The 16,084-nt window shown below is 73.2% G+C and carries 18 protein-coding genes; 4 read left to right on the top strand and 14 right to left on the bottom strand.

Features of this window, described 5'->3' with window-relative positions; translation table 11 throughout:
* Positions 1 to 23: 23 nt before the first annotated feature.
* Complete coding sequence (locus GGG17_RS14860; RefSeq protein ID WP_154594481.1) at positions 24 to 1,430, top strand: hypothetical protein; 1,407 nt, start codon at positions 24 to 26, stop codon at positions 1,428 to 1,430.
* 230 nt (positions 1,431 to 1,660) lie between these two features.
* On the opposite strand, the gene GGG17_RS14855 is transcribed toward GGG17_RS14860, so the two are convergent.
* From GGG17_RS14855 to GGG17_RS14795, 13 genes are all read right to left on the bottom strand, one after another.
* A complete protein-coding gene (locus tag GGG17_RS14855; protein ID WP_311966731.1) occupies positions 1,661 to 2,587 on the bottom strand; it encodes a lysophospholipid acyltransferase family protein in 927 nt (308 codons plus the stop codon).
* A 44-nt stretch (positions 2,588 to 2,631) separates the two neighbouring features.
* Positions 2,632 to 3,699: an NAD-dependent epimerase/dehydratase family protein gene (locus tag GGG17_RS14850; RefSeq protein ID WP_311966730.1), complete on the bottom strand. Its 1,068-nt coding sequence runs from the start codon at positions 3,697 to 3,699 to the stop codon at positions 2,632 to 2,634.
* 124 nt (positions 3,700 to 3,823) lie between these two features.
* Positions 3,824 to 3,922, bottom strand: a complete 99-nt coding sequence (locus tag GGG17_RS14845) for a 30S ribosomal protein bS22 (RefSeq protein ID WP_003792170.1) — start codon at positions 3,920 to 3,922, stop codon at positions 3,824 to 3,826.
* 171 nt (positions 3,923 to 4,093) lie between these two features.
* On the bottom strand, positions 4,094 to 4,294 hold the full coding sequence (locus GGG17_RS14840; RefSeq protein WP_154594479.1) for a helix-turn-helix domain-containing protein: 201 nt from the start codon (positions 4,292 to 4,294) through the stop codon (positions 4,094 to 4,096).
* A 180-nt stretch (positions 4,295 to 4,474) separates the two neighbouring features.
* A complete protein-coding gene (locus tag GGG17_RS14835) occupies positions 4,475 to 5,671 on the bottom strand; it encodes an acetoin utilization protein AcuC (protein WP_154594478.1) in 1,197 nt (398 codons plus the stop codon).
* A 55-nt stretch (positions 5,672 to 5,726) separates the two neighbouring features.
* Complete coding sequence (locus GGG17_RS14830; RefSeq protein ID WP_154594477.1) at positions 5,727 to 6,278, bottom strand: GNAT family N-acetyltransferase; 552 nt, start codon at positions 6,276 to 6,278, stop codon at positions 5,727 to 5,729.
* A 109-nt stretch (positions 6,279 to 6,387) separates the two neighbouring features.
* On the bottom strand, positions 6,388 to 7,209 hold the full coding sequence (proC, locus tag GGG17_RS14825; RefSeq protein ID WP_154594476.1) for a pyrroline-5-carboxylate reductase: 822 nt from the start codon (positions 7,207 to 7,209) through the stop codon (positions 6,388 to 6,390).
* Positions 7,210 to 7,314: 105 nt separating this feature from the next.
* Positions 7,315 to 8,271: a proline dehydrogenase family protein gene (locus GGG17_RS14820; RefSeq protein WP_154594475.1), complete on the bottom strand. Its 957-nt coding sequence runs from the start codon at positions 8,269 to 8,271 to the stop codon at positions 7,315 to 7,317.
* Positions 8,272 to 8,318: 47 nt separating this feature from the next.
* A complete protein-coding gene (locus GGG17_RS14815) occupies positions 8,319 to 9,053 on the bottom strand; it encodes an ABC transporter permease (protein ID WP_154594474.1) in 735 nt (244 codons plus the stop codon).
* Positions 9,050 to 9,934, bottom strand: coding sequence for an ABC transporter ATP-binding protein (locus GGG17_RS14810; protein WP_154594473.1), 885 nt, complete (start codon positions 9,932 to 9,934; stop codon positions 9,050 to 9,052). The genes GGG17_RS14815 and GGG17_RS14810 overlap by 4 nt, the downstream gene beginning before the upstream one ends.
* A 97-nt stretch (positions 9,935 to 10,031) precedes the next feature.
* Entirely contained in the window at positions 10,032 to 10,619 is a 588-nt protein-coding gene (locus GGG17_RS14805) for a TetR/AcrR family transcriptional regulator (RefSeq protein ID WP_154594472.1), read from the bottom strand.
* Entirely contained in the window at positions 10,616 to 11,449 is an 834-nt protein-coding gene (locus tag GGG17_RS14800; RefSeq protein ID WP_239262175.1) for a sugar phosphate isomerase/epimerase family protein, read from the bottom strand. The genes GGG17_RS14805 and GGG17_RS14800 overlap by 4 nt, the downstream gene beginning before the upstream one ends.
* A 25-nt stretch (positions 11,450 to 11,474) precedes the next feature.
* Positions 11,475 to 12,407: a Ppx/GppA family phosphatase gene (locus tag GGG17_RS14795; protein ID WP_154594471.1), complete on the bottom strand. Its 933-nt coding sequence runs from the start codon at positions 12,405 to 12,407 to the stop codon at positions 11,475 to 11,477.
* A 43-nt stretch (positions 12,408 to 12,450) separates the two neighbouring features.
* On the opposite strand from GGG17_RS14795, the gene GGG17_RS14790 reads away from it, so the two are divergent.
* Together GGG17_RS14790 and GGG17_RS14785 are read left to right on the top strand one after the other, a co-directional pair.
* A complete protein-coding gene (locus tag GGG17_RS14790; protein WP_154594470.1) occupies positions 12,451 to 13,299 on the top strand; it encodes a DUF3109 family protein in 849 nt (282 codons plus the stop codon).
* Positions 13,300 to 13,305: 6 nt separating this feature from the next.
* Positions 13,306 to 14,070, top strand: coding sequence for a class I SAM-dependent methyltransferase (locus tag GGG17_RS14785; protein ID WP_230083059.1), 765 nt, complete (start codon positions 13,306 to 13,308; stop codon positions 14,068 to 14,070).
* 72 nt (positions 14,071 to 14,142) lie between these two features.
* Here GGG17_RS14785 and GGG17_RS14780 read toward each other — a convergent pair whose 3' ends face one another.
* Positions 14,143 to 14,580 carry an NUDIX domain-containing protein gene (locus GGG17_RS14780; RefSeq protein WP_154594469.1) on the bottom strand — a complete coding sequence of 146 codons (438 nt, stop codon included), beginning with the start codon at positions 14,578 to 14,580 and terminating at the stop codon, positions 14,143 to 14,145.
* 70 nt (positions 14,581 to 14,650) lie between these two features.
* Here GGG17_RS14780 and radA point away from each other — a divergent pair, with 70 nt between their 5' ends.
* Positions 14,651 to 16,039 (top strand): DNA repair protein RadA, encoded by a 1,389-nt coding sequence (gene radA / locus GGG17_RS14775; protein WP_154594468.1) that lies wholly within the window; start codon positions 14,651 to 14,653, stop codon positions 16,037 to 16,039.
* Positions 16,040 to 16,084 lie beyond the last annotated feature (45 nt).

Here is a 16,084-nt window from a genome sequence, read left to right as displayed (position 1 = left end):
ACGCCACGGGGAGGAGGGGTGCCATGGTGAGCTTCATCGACGACTTCGTGTCGCGCGCTGACGCCGACGCGTTCGAAGCCATGCTCCAGGGCACCACACCCCCCTCCCCCGCGATGACCGACCTGCTGAGCCTGGCCCAGCAGGTCGCTTCCGTGCCCGTCCCCGGCCCCGACCCGTCCTTCGTCGCCGGCCTGGGCGCCACCCTGCGCGCCGAGGCAGCGGCGGGTGTCTCCTCGGCCCCCGCGTCGGCCGCCCCCGTCTCCGCGCCCCCGCCGTCCGTCCTCAGGATCCACGGCACCTGGCCCAAGGTCCTCGCCGGTGCGGCGGCCGGGGTCGTCGTGGCCGGGACCGGTCTCGGTGTCGCCTCCCAGGGGGCCCTCCCCGGAGACGCCCTGTATGCCGTCCGTGGGGTCGTCGACGGCCTTGAGGTCCGCCTCGCGGGGTCCGACGGCGCCCAGGGCCAGGTCCTGCTGGCGCACGCCCGCGAGCACGTCGCCGACACCGTCACGCTGGCGGGCCGGACGCCGCAGGTCGCCGACGACATACGCACGTCCCTGCGCGACGCCGCGGCGTCGGTCGCCTCCGGGCAGACCGAGCTCTTCACCGCCTTCGACGCCACCCGGGACCCGGAGCGCCTGCAGGTGGTGCAGGAGTTCACCAGCTGGGTGCAGCCGCAGCTGCAGGCTCTGCGGACCAAGCTCCCGCCCGAGGCGATCGACGAGCTCGCCACCTTGCAGAGCACCGTCGACAAGGGCACCGTCGAGCTGCGGGCCAAGCTGGTCTCGTGCGGCGACGCGTGCTCGCAGATCGTCGTCCCCGCCCCGGCTCCGAGCGGCACCACGTCGCCGTCCTCGACCGCCACCGCGCCCTCGGCGACCCCCTCGGTGCCGAGCCCGTCCTCCCCCACGACGATCCCGCCCCTGCTCACCTCGCCCGGCGCGACCGTCACGGTCCCCCCACCGGCCGTCACCGACCCGCCCGTGCGCACCACCCGACCCGGACGCGTCACCACGACCGCCGAGCCTCAGCCGCGGCCCACCTCGGACCGCCCGACCCGTCCGCGCCCGACCCGCCCGACGACCACCAAGCCCCGCCCGAAGACCACGGACACGGAGCCCACACCCACCCGCTCGACCTCGACGTCCCCGGCGCCGAGCAGCACGACACCGGCCCCCATCCCCAGCAGCACGACTACGAAGGGGATCCTCGTCACGCCCAAGGCCCCGCGGTTCGCGGACCACTGCGTGCCGGGCAAGGGCGTCGTGCACCTGCCGCGCACGACCGGGGTGCGCTACGCCTGGGTGCGGCTCGTCGAGCTGGCCAGGACCACGGTCGTCGTGGAGGCGAACCCCGAGCCGGGCTACGCGATCGCTGCGGGCGCGACCCACCGGTGGACCAAGGTCTACCCCGGCGTGTGCGGCCGCCCCTGAGCAGACCTACCGGGGGTAAGGGCATCAGCCGGGGCTCGTTCGCCAGGCCGATGATCCCGCCGGGGGTAAGGGCACCAGCCGGGGCTCGTTCGCCAGGCCGATGATCCCGCCGGGGGTAAGGGCATCAGCCGGGGCTCGTTCGCCAGGCCGATGATCCCGCCGGGGGTAAGGGCATCAGCCTGGCGAACGAAGCCCGGCGAATGTGACTACCGGGGGTAGGGGCATCCGGGTCAGCCGAAGAAGGCGGAGTCGCGGGTCGCCAGGATGCGGTAGAGGCTCTCCTGGATCGTCTGGCGGATCTCGTCGGTGAGCGCGAACACCGTCATGGGGTCCTCCCCCGCGCCGGCACCCAGCTCGTCGGTCCGCACCGGCTCGCCGAACTCGATGATCCACTTGCTGGGCAGCGGCACCATCCCCAGCAGGCCCAGCCAGGGAAAGGTCGGCGTGAGGGGGAAGTAGGGCATCCCGAGGAGCTTGGCCAGGCTCGCGGCGTTGCCCAGCATGGGGTAGGTCTCCTCGGCGCCGACGATCGAGCAGGGCACGATCGGCACCCCGGCCCGCAGGGCAGCGGCGACGAAGCCCCCACGACCGAACCGCTGCAGCTTGTAGCGCTCGCTGAAGGGCTTGCCCACGCCCTTGAACCCCTCGGGCCACACCCCGACCAGCTCGCCGGCCCGGAGCAGACGCTCGGCGTCCTCGCTCGTCGCCAGGGTGCAGCCGGACTTGCGGGCCAGGTCACCGACGACGGGCGTCGCGAAGACGAGGTCGGCACCGAGCATCCGCAGGTGCCGGTGGGCCGGGTGGTCGTCATACAGGGCCACCTGGGTCATGAGCGCATCGAGGGCGATGGTGCCCGAGTGGTTGGCCACGACGAGGGCGCCCCCCTCGGCGGGGACGTGCTCGGCGCCTCGCACCTCGACCCGGAACCACGAGCGGTAGAGGGGGCGCAGGATCGGCAGGTAGGCGTGCAGCGTGAAGTCCTCGTCGAAGCCGAACGGGTCGACGTCGTAGTCCGCCGTCAGCCGGCGGCGGACGAACGCGAGCAGCTCGGCGATCTGTCGCTCCGCCTCGTCCGGCGGGATCTTGGCGAGGGAGGCGCCGCTGCGCAGGACCTGCACCAGCGCATCGACGACCGCCTCCACGTCGAGAGGGGGCACGGCTCGCGTCGGGTCGGCCGGCTGTCCGTGGCGAGGATCGTCGGTCACGAGCGGGCTCCGGGGGTCGAGGACGGGTCGGGCAGCCAACCCATGGTCGCGAGCACGACCTGCGCGTGGCCGAGGCCGGTGCGGGCGAGATCGACGCCCGGCACGGTGAGGCTCGCCGTCTCGGCGAAGGATGCGAAGGCCTCGCGGGTCGTGCGCGTCGGCTCGAAACCGAGTCGCTCCCGCATACGGGTGGTGTCGACGACGCGGCCGTAGGCCAGCTGACGGAACTGTCCCTCGGGGAAGGTCGCCATCCGGGACCAGCGGTAGCCTCGCCGCAGCAGACCCTCGGTCTGGAGCGGCGCCTGGACGATCGGGCGGCGCATCATCCGGGCGCACTGGACCACGGTGAGCACCCCGTCGCCGGCCACGTTGGTGACGCCGGTGACCCGATCCGCGGAGGCGGTCGACGCGAGCACCGTCGCTCGCACGCAGTCGTCCTCGTGGACGAACTGGAGGCGCCCGTCGAACCCCGCGGGGATGGGCACGACCGGGAGGCTGAAGAAGTCCGAGAGCGCGGTGGCGATGCTGGGCCCGATGACGTTGGCGAACCTCAGGACGGACACCTCGACGTCGGGACGGCGCCGCGCGAACCCGGCGACGTAGGACTCCACCTCGGAGGAGTCGCGTCCGAACCCGTTGGCGGTGCGCACCCCCAGCGCCGCCGACTCGGTGAACACCGCGGGGTCGTGCGGGGAGGCGCCATACACCGCTGCCGTCGACTTCACCACGAGCCGCCGCAGCGAGGTGGCCTTCTGGCAGGCCGCGAGCAGCTGCATCGTCCCGATGACGTTGATCTCCTTCTGCGACGCCCGACCGCCGGCGGCGGTTGGGGTCGCGAGGACGCCCATGTGGACGACGGTGTCCACGGAGTACTGCTCGACGAGCCGGGTGATCACCGGGTTGCGCAGGTCGACCCGCACGAACTCGACGCCGACCAGCGGGCGTCGCGGCGGGACCACGTCGATGCCGACGACCCGACCGACGTCGTCGCGGGCCGCGAGCGCGGTCGCGGCGAGCCCACCCAGCAGGCGGGAGACGCCGGTGACGAGCACCACGTCGGGCACGGCGACCTCCTTGCTGACGCATGGCTACTGGCGGGGAACCTGCCTCGAGCCTAGGCCAGCGGCGACGACCTCGGCGCCCGGGGACGACCAGAGCCCCCCGACCGTGGTCGAGGGGCTCTGCTGGTCACTTCTTGTTGCGACGCTGGTGGCGCGTCTTGCGAAGCAGCTTGCGGTGCTTCTTCTTGGCCATGCGCTTGCGGCGCTTCTTGATCACGGAACCCATAGCGTGTCCTTCGTCGAGCTGATCTGCGTGTCGGTCGTGAGCCTCGTGCCGGTGCACGACGTGGTCACGTGCGCGTGAGCGCTCACCGCCGACGAGGGAATCCGTGCAAGCCTAGCGCCCCGGGGCACTCGTCACCCAATCGACGGCGGCCGTATGCCGCTCGCGCCGGCCTCAGGCCGTCTCGGTGTAGGCGCGCGAGAGGTACTCCTCGACGACGTGCTCCGGGACGCGGAAGGACCGTCCCACCCGGACGGCTGGCAGCTCACCGTTGTGGACGAGGCGGTAGACGGTCATCTTGCTGACCCGCATGCGGGCCGCGACCTCGGCGACCGTGCAGAAGCGGACACCGTCGAAAGGACGTTGGGACGACATAGGGGATGGCTCACTCTCCGGGCACGAGGTGTCGTCGGCTTCCCCGTCGAGTCTTCACGCGCGTGCTGGTTGGCACTCTAGGCACACCGTCACCACCCGTAAGCGTTCTGGCACGAGATTCACCCGTGCTGTCCAGTCGACACGCCGTGAGACGTCCAATCGACGGTGAGGTCGTGACATCTAGTCGAACCAGACGTCCAGCCCGTGGAGGGGGAAGGCCGCCTCCCGCGTGGCCATCACCGCGCGGTCGACCGGGTCCTCGGGGTCGTAGCCGGACTCCCACCCTCGCCACCAGACGATGCCGCCCTCGGCCACGCCGTCGCTCATCGACTCGGGCCCGGGGCGGCCGTGCCGGGCCTGCACGTGGTCACGCCAGGCCTGCGGGACCGCAGCATCGAGGCGGATGGGGTGGTGCGTGGCGATGCCCGTCAGGTGGGTCCAGGCGCGGGGGACGACGTCGACGACCTCGTAGCCCCCGCCGCCCAGAGCGATCCAGCGCCCGCCGCTCACCTCGTGGGCCAGCCGGTGGAGCCCCTCGAAGGCCTGGCGCTGGGCGTCGACCGAGATGGCGAGGTGCGCGAGCGGGTCCTGGTAGTGCGAATCGCACCCCTGCTGGGTGACGAGCACGTCGGGGGCGAAGGCGCCCACCAGCGGGTTGACCGTGGCGTTGACGGCCCGCAGCCAGGCGGCGTCCCCGGTGCCGGGCGGGAGCGCGACGTTGATCGCGGTGCCGTCCGCCGACGGGCCGCCCAGGTCGCGGGGGAAGCCGGTGCCGGGGAACAGGACCCGGCCCGTCTCGTGCACGGACAGCGTCATCACGCGCGGGTCGTCCCAGAAGCAGCGCTCGACGCCGTCGCCGTGGTGGACGTCGATGTCGACGTAGGCCACCCGCTGCGCCCCGTGCTCGAGGAGCCAGTGGATCGCCACGGCCGCGTCGTTGTAGATGCAGAACCCGGCCGCGCGGTCGGGCATCGCGTGGTGCATGCCGCCGCAGAAGTTGACGCCGTGCAGCGCCCGCCCCTCCCACACGTCGCGAGCGACCGCGAGGGTGCCGCCGGCGATCCGAGCGCTGGCCTCGTGCATGCCGACGAAGGCGGGATCGTCCTCGGTGCCGATGCCGAAGGCCTGGTCGGCCCGGGCCGGGTCCTCCCCGGCCGCGCGCACGGCCTCGATGTAACGACGGTCGTGGATCCACGCGAGCTCGTCGTCGGTGGCGACCGGCGGGGACACGAGCTCGACGTCGTCGTGGTCGAACAGCCCCAGCTCGCGACAGAGGCGCGCGGTCAGGTCCAGGCGGACGGGGCTCATCGGGTGGTCGGGCCCGAAGTCGTAGCGCGTGAAGACCTCGTCCCAGACCACCCTCGTCGGCATCGACATGGAGCCGACCGTACCCGTGCCGGGCTCGTCCGGCACCACGAGGCTCGCTAGCCGGTCAGACGCTGGTGCTGGCCACCGAGCCGGGATCGTCCGCCAGCGGCAGGATCATCATCATCTCGTCGTCGTCCTCCTCGGTCGGCTGGTGGCCGCGGGCCACCATGGGACGACGCGTGTCGGTCACCCGGAACCCGTAGGAGCTGGCGAACGCCACCGCCGGGCCGTTGTCGGTGCCCACCCAGTAGGACAGGTGACGGCAGTCCATCGAGCGCGCGATGCCCGAGGCGGCGCGCACCAGCTCCACGGCCACGTGCTGGCCGCGGTGCTCCGGCCGGACCCAGATGCCGAACAGCTCGGCCATGGCGTCGTCGGTGCCGTCGCGCGGGGCCTGGGCCCGCACGCTGGCCACGGCCAGGGGCCCGTCGGCGCCCTCGGCGACGAGGCGCGTGGCCCGCGCCATGCGCTCGTGCCACAGGTCGTCGGAGAAGTCGCGCTCCTCGTCGTAGGTGGCCGCGAAGGCATCCGGAGACTCCTTGAGGGCCGCGAGCCGGATGGTCCGGTAGAGCTCCCAGTCGTCATCGGTCAGCACGCGCACGGTCAGCTCGGTCATGTCCCGCATCCTTTCATGGTGTCGTCGGCCCCTGCCACACCGGTCAGTCACCCCGGTCAGGGCCCGTCAGTGACCGGTCAGGCTCAGCGCCGCGGGCCGGTCGGAGGCCTCAGCGGGCTCGGCCCAGCTCGGCCGAGCGCTCGGTCGCGGCCCGCACCGCCGCCACGACGGCGGCCCGGGTGGCGCGCTCGTCGAGGACGGCCAGGCCGGCCGTGGTCGTGCCCCCCGGCGAGCTGACCCGCTCACGCAGGATCGTCGCCGAGTCCTCCCCCTCCGCCAGCATGGTGGCAGCCCCGAGCAGGGTCTGCACGGTCAGCGTCGTCGCGACGTCGCGGGGCAGGCCCATCAGGACGCCCCCCTCCGTCATCGCCTCGGCGAGGTAGAAGGCGTAGGCCGGCCCCGAGCCGCTGACCCCGGTCACGGCGTCCAGGTGCTTCTCCGGCAGGGACAGCACGGCGCCCGACGGCTCGAGCACGGACCGTGCGAGGGCGAGGGCCTCGTCTCCGCAGCGGCTGCCGGGGCTGACCACGGCCATGCCCTGCCCCACGAGGGCGGGCGTGTTGGGCATGACCCGCGCGACGGCCACGGCGTCGGGCAGGTGCTCCTCGATGGCCGCGGACATGACGCCGGCGGCGACGCTGACCACGAGGTCGCCCGCGCCCAGCCCGCCGGCCATGGCGTCGAGCAGGGCCGGGACGTCCCCGGGCTTGACCGCCACCACGTGCACGTCGGCCGCGCCGGCGGCCTCGGCCACGTCGGAGGTCGTGCGCACGGCATACGCCTCGGCGAGCTCGCGGAGCCGCTCGCTGCTGGTGTCGACGGCGAGGACCTGGTCGGCCGGGTGCCCGCCCCGGACCAGGGCGGCGAGGATCGCCGATCCCATGGCGCCGACGCCGTAGAACGCGATCGTGCAGGACGCGAGGTCAGGCATGGGTCTCCCTCGGGGCGTGGGTCGGGTGGTGCGACGGTGCGTCCGCCAGTATGCCGAAGCCCACCGACAGACCCATCACCGCTCTGGCGCGGGCAGCGGCGCAGGTCAGCGGCGGGACAGCAGGGACCGCACGAAGAACGTGACGTTGGTGGGGCGCTCAGCCACCCGCCGCACGAGGTAGGAGTACCAGGCGGGGCCGTAGGCGACGTAGACGCGCATGCGGTCGCCGCGGTCGGCGATGGCGGTCTGCTCGAGGGGGCGGATGCCGAGGTACATCTGGTACTCGAAGTCCTCGGGGCCCTTGCCGCAGGACCGGGCGAGGGCGGCGGCGATGGAGGTCATGCGCGGGTCGTGGGTCGCGACCATCGGGTAGCCGACGCCCTCCATCAGGATGCGCAGGCAGCGGACGTAGGACCGGTCGACGTCCTCCACCGCGTCGAAGGAGCCCCGCTCGTCGAGCTTGTGGGCGCCCTTGACGAGCCGGACGCGGACCCCCTCGGCCGCCAGCTCGCGACAGTCCTGCTCCGTGCGCAGCAGCGCCGCCTGCAGGGCGACCCCCACCCGCGGGAAGTCCTGGCGCAGCTCCTCCAGGAGCCGCAGGGTCGGCTCCACGGTCTCGAAGCCCTCCATGTCGAGGGTGACGTCGAGGCCGGCGTTGTGGGCGGTGCGGCACACGCGCTGCAGCTGGGCGAGCGCGAGGGACCGTCCGGTGGCCTGGTCCAGACGACCGAACGCGGCCGGGCGGACGCTGAGCTCGAGGCAGTGGTCACCGACCAGTCCGCGGGAGACGGCCTCGGCGACGAGCCGTCGGTACTCCTCGACGGTGGCGTCGCTGCTGGCCCGCGAGTCGGCGTCCGGGCCGAGGTAGGAGACCGTCACCGCGCGGCCGGTCTCCATGAGGTCCCGGGCCGCACCGAGCGCCGACTGCGTGGTGTCCCCCGCGATGTAGCGGGCCAGGATGTCGCGCGTGCCGGGCGACTCCTCGATCACGGACTGCACGCGACCGATGCGGGCGAGCCGCAGGGAGGAGGCGCGCAGGGCGTCACCCAGGTCCAGGATCATGGTGGCGCCTTCCGCGCGGGAGCAGGTGGTCCGCCCAGGCTAGACCGTCACGGCGTCCGGCGACGCAGCGTCGCGGCGCCCAGCGCGATCGCCGCGAGCACGAAGGCCGCCATCACGGCGACGTCGCGCCACACGTCGGCGGCGGCGTCGGACCGCGTGGACACGGCGGTCATCGCGTCGACGGCATAGCTGAGGGGCAGCACGTCGCTGAGGGCGCTCAGCACCCCCGGCATGGCGTCGCGCGGCGTGAGCAGGCCGCACAGCAGGAACTGCGGCAGCACCAGCGCCGGCATGAACTGCACGGCCTGGAACTCCGTGGTCGCGAACGCGCTCACGAACAGCCCCAGCGTGCACCCGAGGACCGCGTCGACCACGGCGACCAGCACGAGCAGCCCGAGGGACCCCTGCACGTCCAACCCGCACACCCAGACCGCCCACGCGGTCGCCACCAGCGCCTGCAGCAACGCGAACACCCCGAACGCCAGGGCATAGCCGCCCAGCAGGTCGCCCTTGCCGAGCGGCGTGGTGAAGAGTCGCTCGAGAGTGCCGGACGAGCGCTCCCGCAGGGTCGTGACGCTGGTGACGATGAACATCACCACGAAGGGGAAGACACCGAGCAGAGCAGGACCCACCCGGTCGAAGACGGGGGTCCCGTCATACACCCAGGCGAGCAGGCCCAGCAGGACGCACGGCACCACGAGCAGCAGGGCGACGGTGCGGTGGTCGGAGCGGATCTGCGTGAGGATCCGGCGGGCGGTCACGAGGGTGAGCCGGGGGTTCATGAGGTCTCCTGCCGTATGCCGTCGCCGCCGCCACTCGGGGTAGGGGCGGGTCCCGGGTCACCCGGGTCCCCCGGGTGAGCGATTGCGCCGTCGGGCGCGGGGGCCGCACCGTCGACCCGGTCGATGAGGGCGAGGAAGGCCTGCTCGGCGTCGGTGGCGCCGGTGTCGCGCAGCAGGTCGGCATAGGTCGAGTCCGCGAGGATCCCGCCGTCGCGCACCAGGACCAGTCGGTCGCAGCGCGCCGCCTCGTCCATGACGTGGCTCGACACGAGCAGGGTGGTCCCGTCGGCGGCGAGGCGGTGGAAGAGGTCCCACAGGCTGCGGCGCAGCACCGGGTCCAGGCCGACGGTGGGCTCGTCGAGGACGAGCAGCCGGGGGCTGCCGACGAGGGAGCAGGCCAGCGAGGCGCGGCCGCGCTGCCCGCCTGACAGGTTGCGGGCGTGGTCGCGGGCGTGGCTGGTGAGGTCCACGAGGTCCAGGACCCGGGCCACCTCGGCGTCCACGTCCGCGCCGCGCGGGAGCACGAGCCGGGCGATGTAGGCGACGTTGTCCTGCACGGACAGGTCGTCGTAGACGCTCGGGGACTGGGTCGTGTAGCCGACCTCGCGACGCAGCTCCGGCGACCCGGCGGGCCGGCCGAGCACCAGGACCTCGCCGCCGTGGGTGACCTGCACCCCGACGATCGAGCGCATGAGGGTGGACTTGCCGCCACCGGACGGACCGAGCAGCCCGACGACCTGCCCGGTCGGGACGACCAGGTCGATACCGTGCAGGACCTCGCGGGGTCCCCGCCGGACGACCAGGCCGCGCACGGCGATCGCGACGGCGTCGTCGGCGTGGGGGGCGCCTCGCTCGTGGCGCCCACGACGATTTTTCATCATGTGATGAAATCTAGGCACACGCCCACCGCTGCGCAACCCCCCTCTGCCCCCTTTGCAGGATCCTGAGGGTTCTGTCCACGACGGTCGGGTCGAACGCTCACGATCCTGGGAGGTCGAGATAGCGCTGTATGACGGGAGCGACCGCCGCCACGAGTTCCTCCGCCTCGGCGTCGGCGACACCCGGCAGCTCGGCGACGTAGCGCGCGAACCCGAGCCCGATCATCTGGGTGGCCACGAGGCCCGCCCGCCGCTCCAGGCCCCGAGGCCCCGCCCGCCCGGCGACGCGGCCGAAGATCTCGCGCACGAGGAACTGCTCGAGCAGGGTCATCGCGTCGGGGTGCGTCGCCGCGGAGCGCAGCAGCGCCGCGATCCGCACGCGCCCCTCGGGGGTGTCCCACACCCCCAGGAAGGCGCGCACCAGGGACTCCCCGAGCCGGTCGACGGGGGCCTCGAGGACGCCGTCGATCACCTGGCGGGGGTCGAAGGGGACCTCCATGGCCGCCGCGAACAGCGCCGTCTTGCCGGCGAAGTAGTGGTGGACCAGGGCGGGGTCGACGCCGGCCGCACGCGCCACGCCGCGCAGCGAGGTCCCGTCGTAGCCCTTGGCGGCCAGCTCGGTGCGGGCCGCCTCGACGATCTGCGCGCGAGCGTCCTCCCCCGCGGGACGCCGACCCCGTGGGCTCATGCGCCGCCGTCGAGGACCGCGGCGGGCGCCAGGTGGCGGCGGGCGAAGGCCAGCGACTCGGCGAGGTCCTCGCGCCGTTGGTGCGCGCTGACCTTGCGGGTGCTGACCTCGACCACCACCGACCCGGCGAACCCCGTGCCTGCGAGGTGCTGCAGCAGCGGAGCGACCGGCTGGGAGCCTCGGCCGGGGACGAGGTGCTCGTCGAGGGCCGAGCCCAGGCCGTCGGTGAGGTGCACGTGGTGCAGCCGGCTGCCGAGGGCCCGCGCCATCTCGAGCGAGTCCTCGCGGGCGGTGGCGGCGTGCGACAGGTCCAGCGTGACGTTGTCGTAGGGCTGCCCAACCGGGTCCCAGTGGGGAAGGTAGGCCTGCACGAGACGCTCGCCGGCGCGCCAGGGGTACATGTTCTCCACCGCGATGGTGATGCCGGAGTCGTGCTCGCGGGTGGCGACGCCGTCCACGAACTCGCGGGCGTAGACGCGCTGCCAGCGAAAGGGCGGGTGCACGACGACCGTGTCGCAGCCCACGGCTCGGGCCAGGTCGAGGGACATGTCGATCTTGGGCCAGGGTGCGGAGTGCATCACGCGCTGGGTCAGCAGCAGGGTGGGGGCATGGATCGAGACCACGGGCAGCTGATGCTGCTGGACGAGGTCGTTGATCGCGGCGGCGTCCTGCGAGACGGGGTCGGTGTAGACCATGACCTCGACGGCGTCGTAGCCCAGGTCCGACGCGACCCGGAAGGCGTCGCGCACGCGCTCGGGATAGACCGAGGAGGTCGACAGGGCCACGCGGGGGGACGGCACGGGTGGGCCTGGCGGCTGGTGTGCGGTCACGCGGCCGAGCCTAGCCCCGGACGCCCTACTCCATGCGCATGAGGTCCAGCTCGTTGAGGATCACGCCCTCGCGCAGCGCCCAGGGGCAGATCTCGAGGCGGTCGACCCTGAGCAGGTCCATGGCGGCCTCGGCGACCATCGCCCCGGCCAGGAGCTGGTGGGAGCGGCTCGCGGAGACGCCCGGCAGCGTCGCGCGCCGGGCGGCCGGCATACCGGCCAGGCGCGGGACCAGGTCGCTCAAGGCCGCCCGCTCGAGGTGCCGCTTGGCGTGCAGGCCGTCGCTGGCGGGGGCCGCACCGAGCACCCGGGCCAGGGTCCGCATGGTCTTGGAGGTGCCGACGGCGAGGTCGGGCTCACCGGCCTTGGTGAGCTCACGCATCCCACGGGCGATCGTCGCGCGGACCTGCTTGCGGGCCTCTCGCACCTGCTCGGCCGACGGCGGGTCGCCCTGCAGCATCGTGCGGGTCACGCGACCCGCCCCCAGCTCGAAGGACATGGCGACGTCCGGGTCCTCGTCGATGCCGGAGGCGATCTCGAGGGAGCCGCCGCCGATGTCGACCATCAAGAGCTTGCCGCTGGACCAGCCGAACCACCGCCGCACCGCCAGGAAGGTCAGCCGGGCCTCGTCCTCGCCCGACAGGATCTGCAGGTCGGCGCCGGTGCTGCTCCGCACCATCGACAGGACCCCGTCGCCGTTGCCCGCCTCCCGGATCGCGCTGGTCACGAAGCCCATCACGCGCTCGACACCCTGGTCCTCGGCGATGCGCAGGCACTCCCCCGCGAAGCGCTCGAGGGACCGCACGCCCTGCTCGTCGATGTGACCCTGGTGGTCGGTGTGCTCCGACAGCCGCAGCTCCATCTTGTGGCTCACGGTGGGCAGCGGCCGGGCCCCCCAGTGAGCGTCGACGACGAGCATGTGGACCGTGTTGGAACCGATGTCGATGACTCCGAGGCGCATGGTGGCGAGCCTAGTGCGACGGCCCGGCCGCTAGGGTTGAGGGATGGCCGAAGTCCCCCTCGACATCCCTCGCGTCTGGATCGAGTTCACCGACCCGGCCGACGCGGAGCAGCGCTTCCGGTGCGACCTGACCTGGCTGACCTCGCGGTGGACCTGCATCTACGGCAACGGCTGCGCCGGGGTGTATGCCGAGCGCCCCGACGACGGCTGCTGCACCCTGGGCGCCCACTTCACCGACGCGGACGACGTGGCCCGGGTGCGGCGCGTGGCCCGGCGGATGCCGCCCGAGCGGTGGCAGCACCGCTCGACCGGGCTGTCCACCGAGGTGGGCCGCGCCCGCAAGGGCGAGGGGCCGCTCGAGGGCTGGCTCGACCGGGAGGACGGCGAGCTCAAGACCCGCGTCGTCGACGGCGCCTGCGTCTTCCTGAACCGCCCGGGTTTCCCCGGTGACCATGGCTGCTCGCTGCACCAGTGGGCCGTCGAGCAGGGCGAGGCCCCGCACACGGTCAAGCCCGACGTGTGCTGGCAGCTGCCGACCCGTCGGTCCTACCGCACGGTCGAGCTGGCCGACGAGACCAGCTATCTCGAGATCTCCATCGGAGAGTTCGACCGCCGCGGCTGGGGACCCGGCGGCCACGACCTCGACTGGTACTGCTCCGGCAACCCCGAGGCGCACGTCGGGCGCGAGCCCGTCTATCGCTCCAACGAGGGCGAGCTGCGTGAGCTGATGGGCGATCTCGCCTACGACGAGCTGGTGATCCGGTGCGAGGCGCACCTGGCCTCGGTCAAGGCGGCCCGCGCCCAGGGCGCCCGCAAGCTGCTCCCGCTGATGGTCCACCCGGCCACCCTGGATGCGCAGGGCGAAGGCGCCGTCACCCGCAAGCGGCGGTGAGCACCCTTGAAGGACCAGCGATCTCGAGAGGGGTGGGTCGAGCCGAGCGCGGACCGGCTTGCGTCCCAGACGATCCCGTCCCCCAACATCTGGGACGACCCGGACGGCTACGAGCTGGAGAACGTCGGCGTGGACCCCGACGGCGCCCTCGAGACCGCCATGCTGAGGGTCCTCGGCCGTTGCCCTGCAGACGGATTCACCGGGATGCAGGTGCTCGACGTGGGTTGTGGGACGGGCTACCACCTGCCCTGGTTCGCGGCGACCGCGGCGCAGGTGGTGGGGGTGGAGCCGCACGAGCCGCTCGCCATACGGGCTCGAGATCGCCTGGCACGACACGGGATCGACAACGCGGCCGTCGTCGAGGCCGGCGCCCAGTCGCTGCCCCTGCCGGACCGCTCGATCGACCTGGCGCACGCGCGCTGGGCCTACTTCTTCGGCGCCGGCTGCGAGCCAGGGCTGGCCGAGCTGGAGCGCGTGCTGCGGCCTGGGGCAACGGCTTTCGTGATCGACAACGACGCGACGCGGTCCACCTTCGGGGGCTGGTTCGTGCGGGCCTGGCCGAGCTATGACGCCCTGGCGGTGGAGCGCTTCTGGCGGCGTCAGGGGTGGTCGCGCGAACGCGTCGACATCCGCTGGGCGCACCGCACCCGCGCCGACCTGGAGCGGGTGGTGCGGCTGGAGTTCACCCCGCAGATGTCGGACCGGATCCTGGCCGAGCACACCGGGACCGAGGTCGACTACGCCGTGAACCTGTGGTGGCGCCGCTACTGACCTCCGCGCGCCCGGCACCAGCAGCTCGTGCCACCCATCGCGCGTCCGGCGGCACGAGCTGCTGGTCGACGCTCAGAGCTCCACGCCGAGCGCGGCCAGCGCGTGGTCGATCACGTCGGCGCGCGGGCTGCGGCCGCCGACCTCCCGGATCGGCACCCACTCCGCGCGGTCGGTGGAGCCGTCGACCTCGGTCGTGCCCAGCTCGCCACCGGTGATCTCGGCCGCGTAGACCACCCGCACCGCCTTGAACGGGCGCTGCCGACCCGCCTCCCGACGCACCACGCTGGAGGTGGTGATCGGGCGGCCGAGCCGGATCGTGTAGCCGGTCTCCTCGGGCACCTCGCGGATCACGGCCTCCTCGCACTGCTCGTCCAGCTCCACGCCGCCACCGGGCAGGGTCCAGCAGGGGGTGCGCCCACCAAGGCCGTTGTACCAGGTCAGCAGCACGCGGTCGCCGTCGACGATGACCGCGTAGGCCGCGACCCGGGTGTCGAACTCGGTGAAGTGCATGCCGTCACGCTATCGCCCGCCCCGGCCGGGTCGACCAGGGTCTGTCACACCTCGCGCCTAGGTTGAGGCCATGGCGTCCTCGAAGACCAAGACCCCCGCTGCCCGAGCGACCTACCGCTGCTCGGAGTGCGGCTGGACGACGGCCAAGTGGGTCGGCCGGTGCGGTGAGTGCCAGACCTGGGGCTCGGTCAGCGAGGTCGGTGCCGTCGCCATCCGCACCCAGCCCGCGACGTACGTCGAGCGCCCCGCGGTCCCGATCGGCGACGTGGACGGGCGCCGCGCCGAGGCCCGGTCCACCGGGGTGGGCGAGTTCGACCGGGTGCTCGGTGGCGGGTTGGTCGCGGGGGCGGTCGTGCTGGTCGCCGGTGAGCCGGGCATCGGCAAGTCGACCCTGCTGCTGGACGTGGCCGCCCAGGTCGCCCAGGCGGGTGGGACGGTGCTCTACGTCAGCGGCGAGGAGTCCGCCGCCCAGGTCCGGGTGCGGGCCGAGCGGATCGGGGCCCTGGCCGACCGGCTCTACCTGGCCTCCGAGACGGACCTGGCGACCCTGCTGGCCCAGGTCGAGGCGATCGGACCTGACCTGCTGGTGGTCGACTCGGTGCAGACGATCAGCTCGTCCGAGGTGGACGGCTCGGCCGGCAACGTCTCCCAGGTGCGCGAGGTCGCGGCCACGGTCATCGCGGCCGCCAAGCGCCAGGACATGGCCACCCTGCTGGTCGGCCACGTCACCAAGGACGGCTCGATCGCCGGGCCGCGCGTCCTGGAGCACCTGGTCGACGTGGTGGTGCAGTTCGAGGGTGAGCGACACAGCCGGCTGCGGCTGGTGCGCGCCGTCAAGAACAGGTACGGCCCCACCGACGAGGTCGGCTGCTTCGACCTGTCCGACGTCGGGATCGTGGGGCTCGCCGACCCCAGCGGGCTCTTCCTCACGAGCCGCGACACCGAGGTGCCCGGGACCTGCGTCACGGTGACCCTGGAGGGCCGCCGCCCCCTGGTCACCGAGGTCCAGGCCCTGCTGGACAAGACCAGCGCCAGCAACCCGCGCCGCACCACCAACGGTGTCGACCACAACCGGGCAGCCATGGTGCTCGCGGTGCTGGGCAAGCACGCCAGGCTGCCGGTGCAGGAGGCCGACGCCTACCTGGCCACGGTGGGCGGGGTGCGGCTGTCCGAGCCTGCCGCCGACCTGGCCGTGGCCATCGCCATCGCCTCCTCGTTGGCGGGCACGCCGGTGCCGTCCGGGACGGTGGCCTTCGGCGAGGTCGGGCTGGCCGGCGAGGTCCGGGCGTGCACCGGGCTGCAGCGCCGGCTGATGGAGGCCGCCCGGCTGGGCTTCCGGCGCGCGATCGTCCCGGCCGGGGCCGCCGCCCAGGGCCGCCTGCCCGACGGGATCCAGGTCCTGGAGGTCACCGACGTGGCCCGGGCCATCGCGATCGCGGCCCGCCTCGGGCCCGGCTGATCCACGGCACGACGTCGGACGGCCGTTAGGATGACGCCGGAGTGG

It is taken from the genome of Arsenicicoccus cauae, from assembly GCF_009707125.1.
GTDB classification, from domain to species: Bacteria; Actinomycetota; Actinomycetes; order Actinomycetales; family Dermatophilaceae; genus Arsenicicoccus; species Arsenicicoccus cauae.
The sequence above is the reverse complement of the archived record's forward strand: the minus strand, read 5'-3'. Positions and strand labels throughout refer to the sequence as shown.

Excerpts from the sequence above, each read along its gene's own strand:
- GGG17_RS14860 (WP_154594481.1), top strand. The coding sequence starts at position 24 with ATGGTGAGCTTCATCGACGACTTCGTGTCGCGCGCTGACGCCGACGCG.
- GGG17_RS14845 (WP_003792170.1), bottom strand. The coding sequence starts at position 3,922 with ATGGGTTCCGTGATCAAGAAGCGCCGCAAGCGCATGGCCAAGAAGAAG.
- GGG17_RS14795 (WP_154594471.1), bottom strand. The coding sequence starts at position 12,407 with ATGCGCCTCGGAGTCATCGACATCGGTTCCAACACGGTCCACATGCTC.
- GGG17_RS14780 (WP_154594469.1), bottom strand. The coding sequence starts at position 14,580 with ATGCACTTCACCGAGTTCGACACCCGGGTCGCGGCCTACGCGGTCATC.
- proC (WP_154594476.1), bottom strand. The coding sequence starts at position 7,209 with ATGCCTGACCTCGCGTCCTGCACGATCGCGTTCTACGGCGTCGGCGCC.
- GGG17_RS14820 (WP_154594475.1), bottom strand. The coding sequence starts at position 8,271 with ATGATCCTGGACCTGGGTGACGCCCTGCGCGCCTCCTCCCTGCGGCTC.
- GGG17_RS14790 (WP_154594470.1), top strand. The coding sequence starts at position 12,451 with ATGGCCGAAGTCCCCCTCGACATCCCTCGCGTCTGGATCGAGTTCACC.
- radA (WP_154594468.1), top strand. The coding sequence starts at position 14,651 with ATGGCGTCCTCGAAGACCAAGACCCCCGCTGCCCGAGCGACCTACCGC.
- GGG17_RS14840 (WP_154594479.1), bottom strand. The coding sequence starts at position 4,294 with ATGTCGTCCCAACGTCCTTTCGACGGTGTCCGCTTCTGCACGGTCGCC.
- GGG17_RS14810 (WP_154594473.1), bottom strand. The coding sequence starts at position 9,934 with ATGATGAAAAATCGTCGTGGGCGCCACGAGCGAGGCGCCCCCCACGCC.
- GGG17_RS14805 (WP_154594472.1), bottom strand. The coding sequence starts at position 10,619 with ATGAGCCCACGGGGTCGGCGTCCCGCGGGGGAGGACGCTCGCGCGCAG.
- GGG17_RS14835 (WP_154594478.1), bottom strand. The coding sequence starts at position 5,671 with ATGTCGATGCCGACGAGGGTGGTCTGGGACGAGGTCTTCACGCGCTAC.
- GGG17_RS14815 (WP_154594474.1), bottom strand. The coding sequence starts at position 9,053 with ATGAACCCCCGGCTCACCCTCGTGACCGCCCGCCGGATCCTCACGCAG.
- GGG17_RS14830 (WP_154594477.1), bottom strand. The coding sequence starts at position 6,278 with ATGACCGAGCTGACCGTGCGCGTGCTGACCGATGACGACTGGGAGCTC.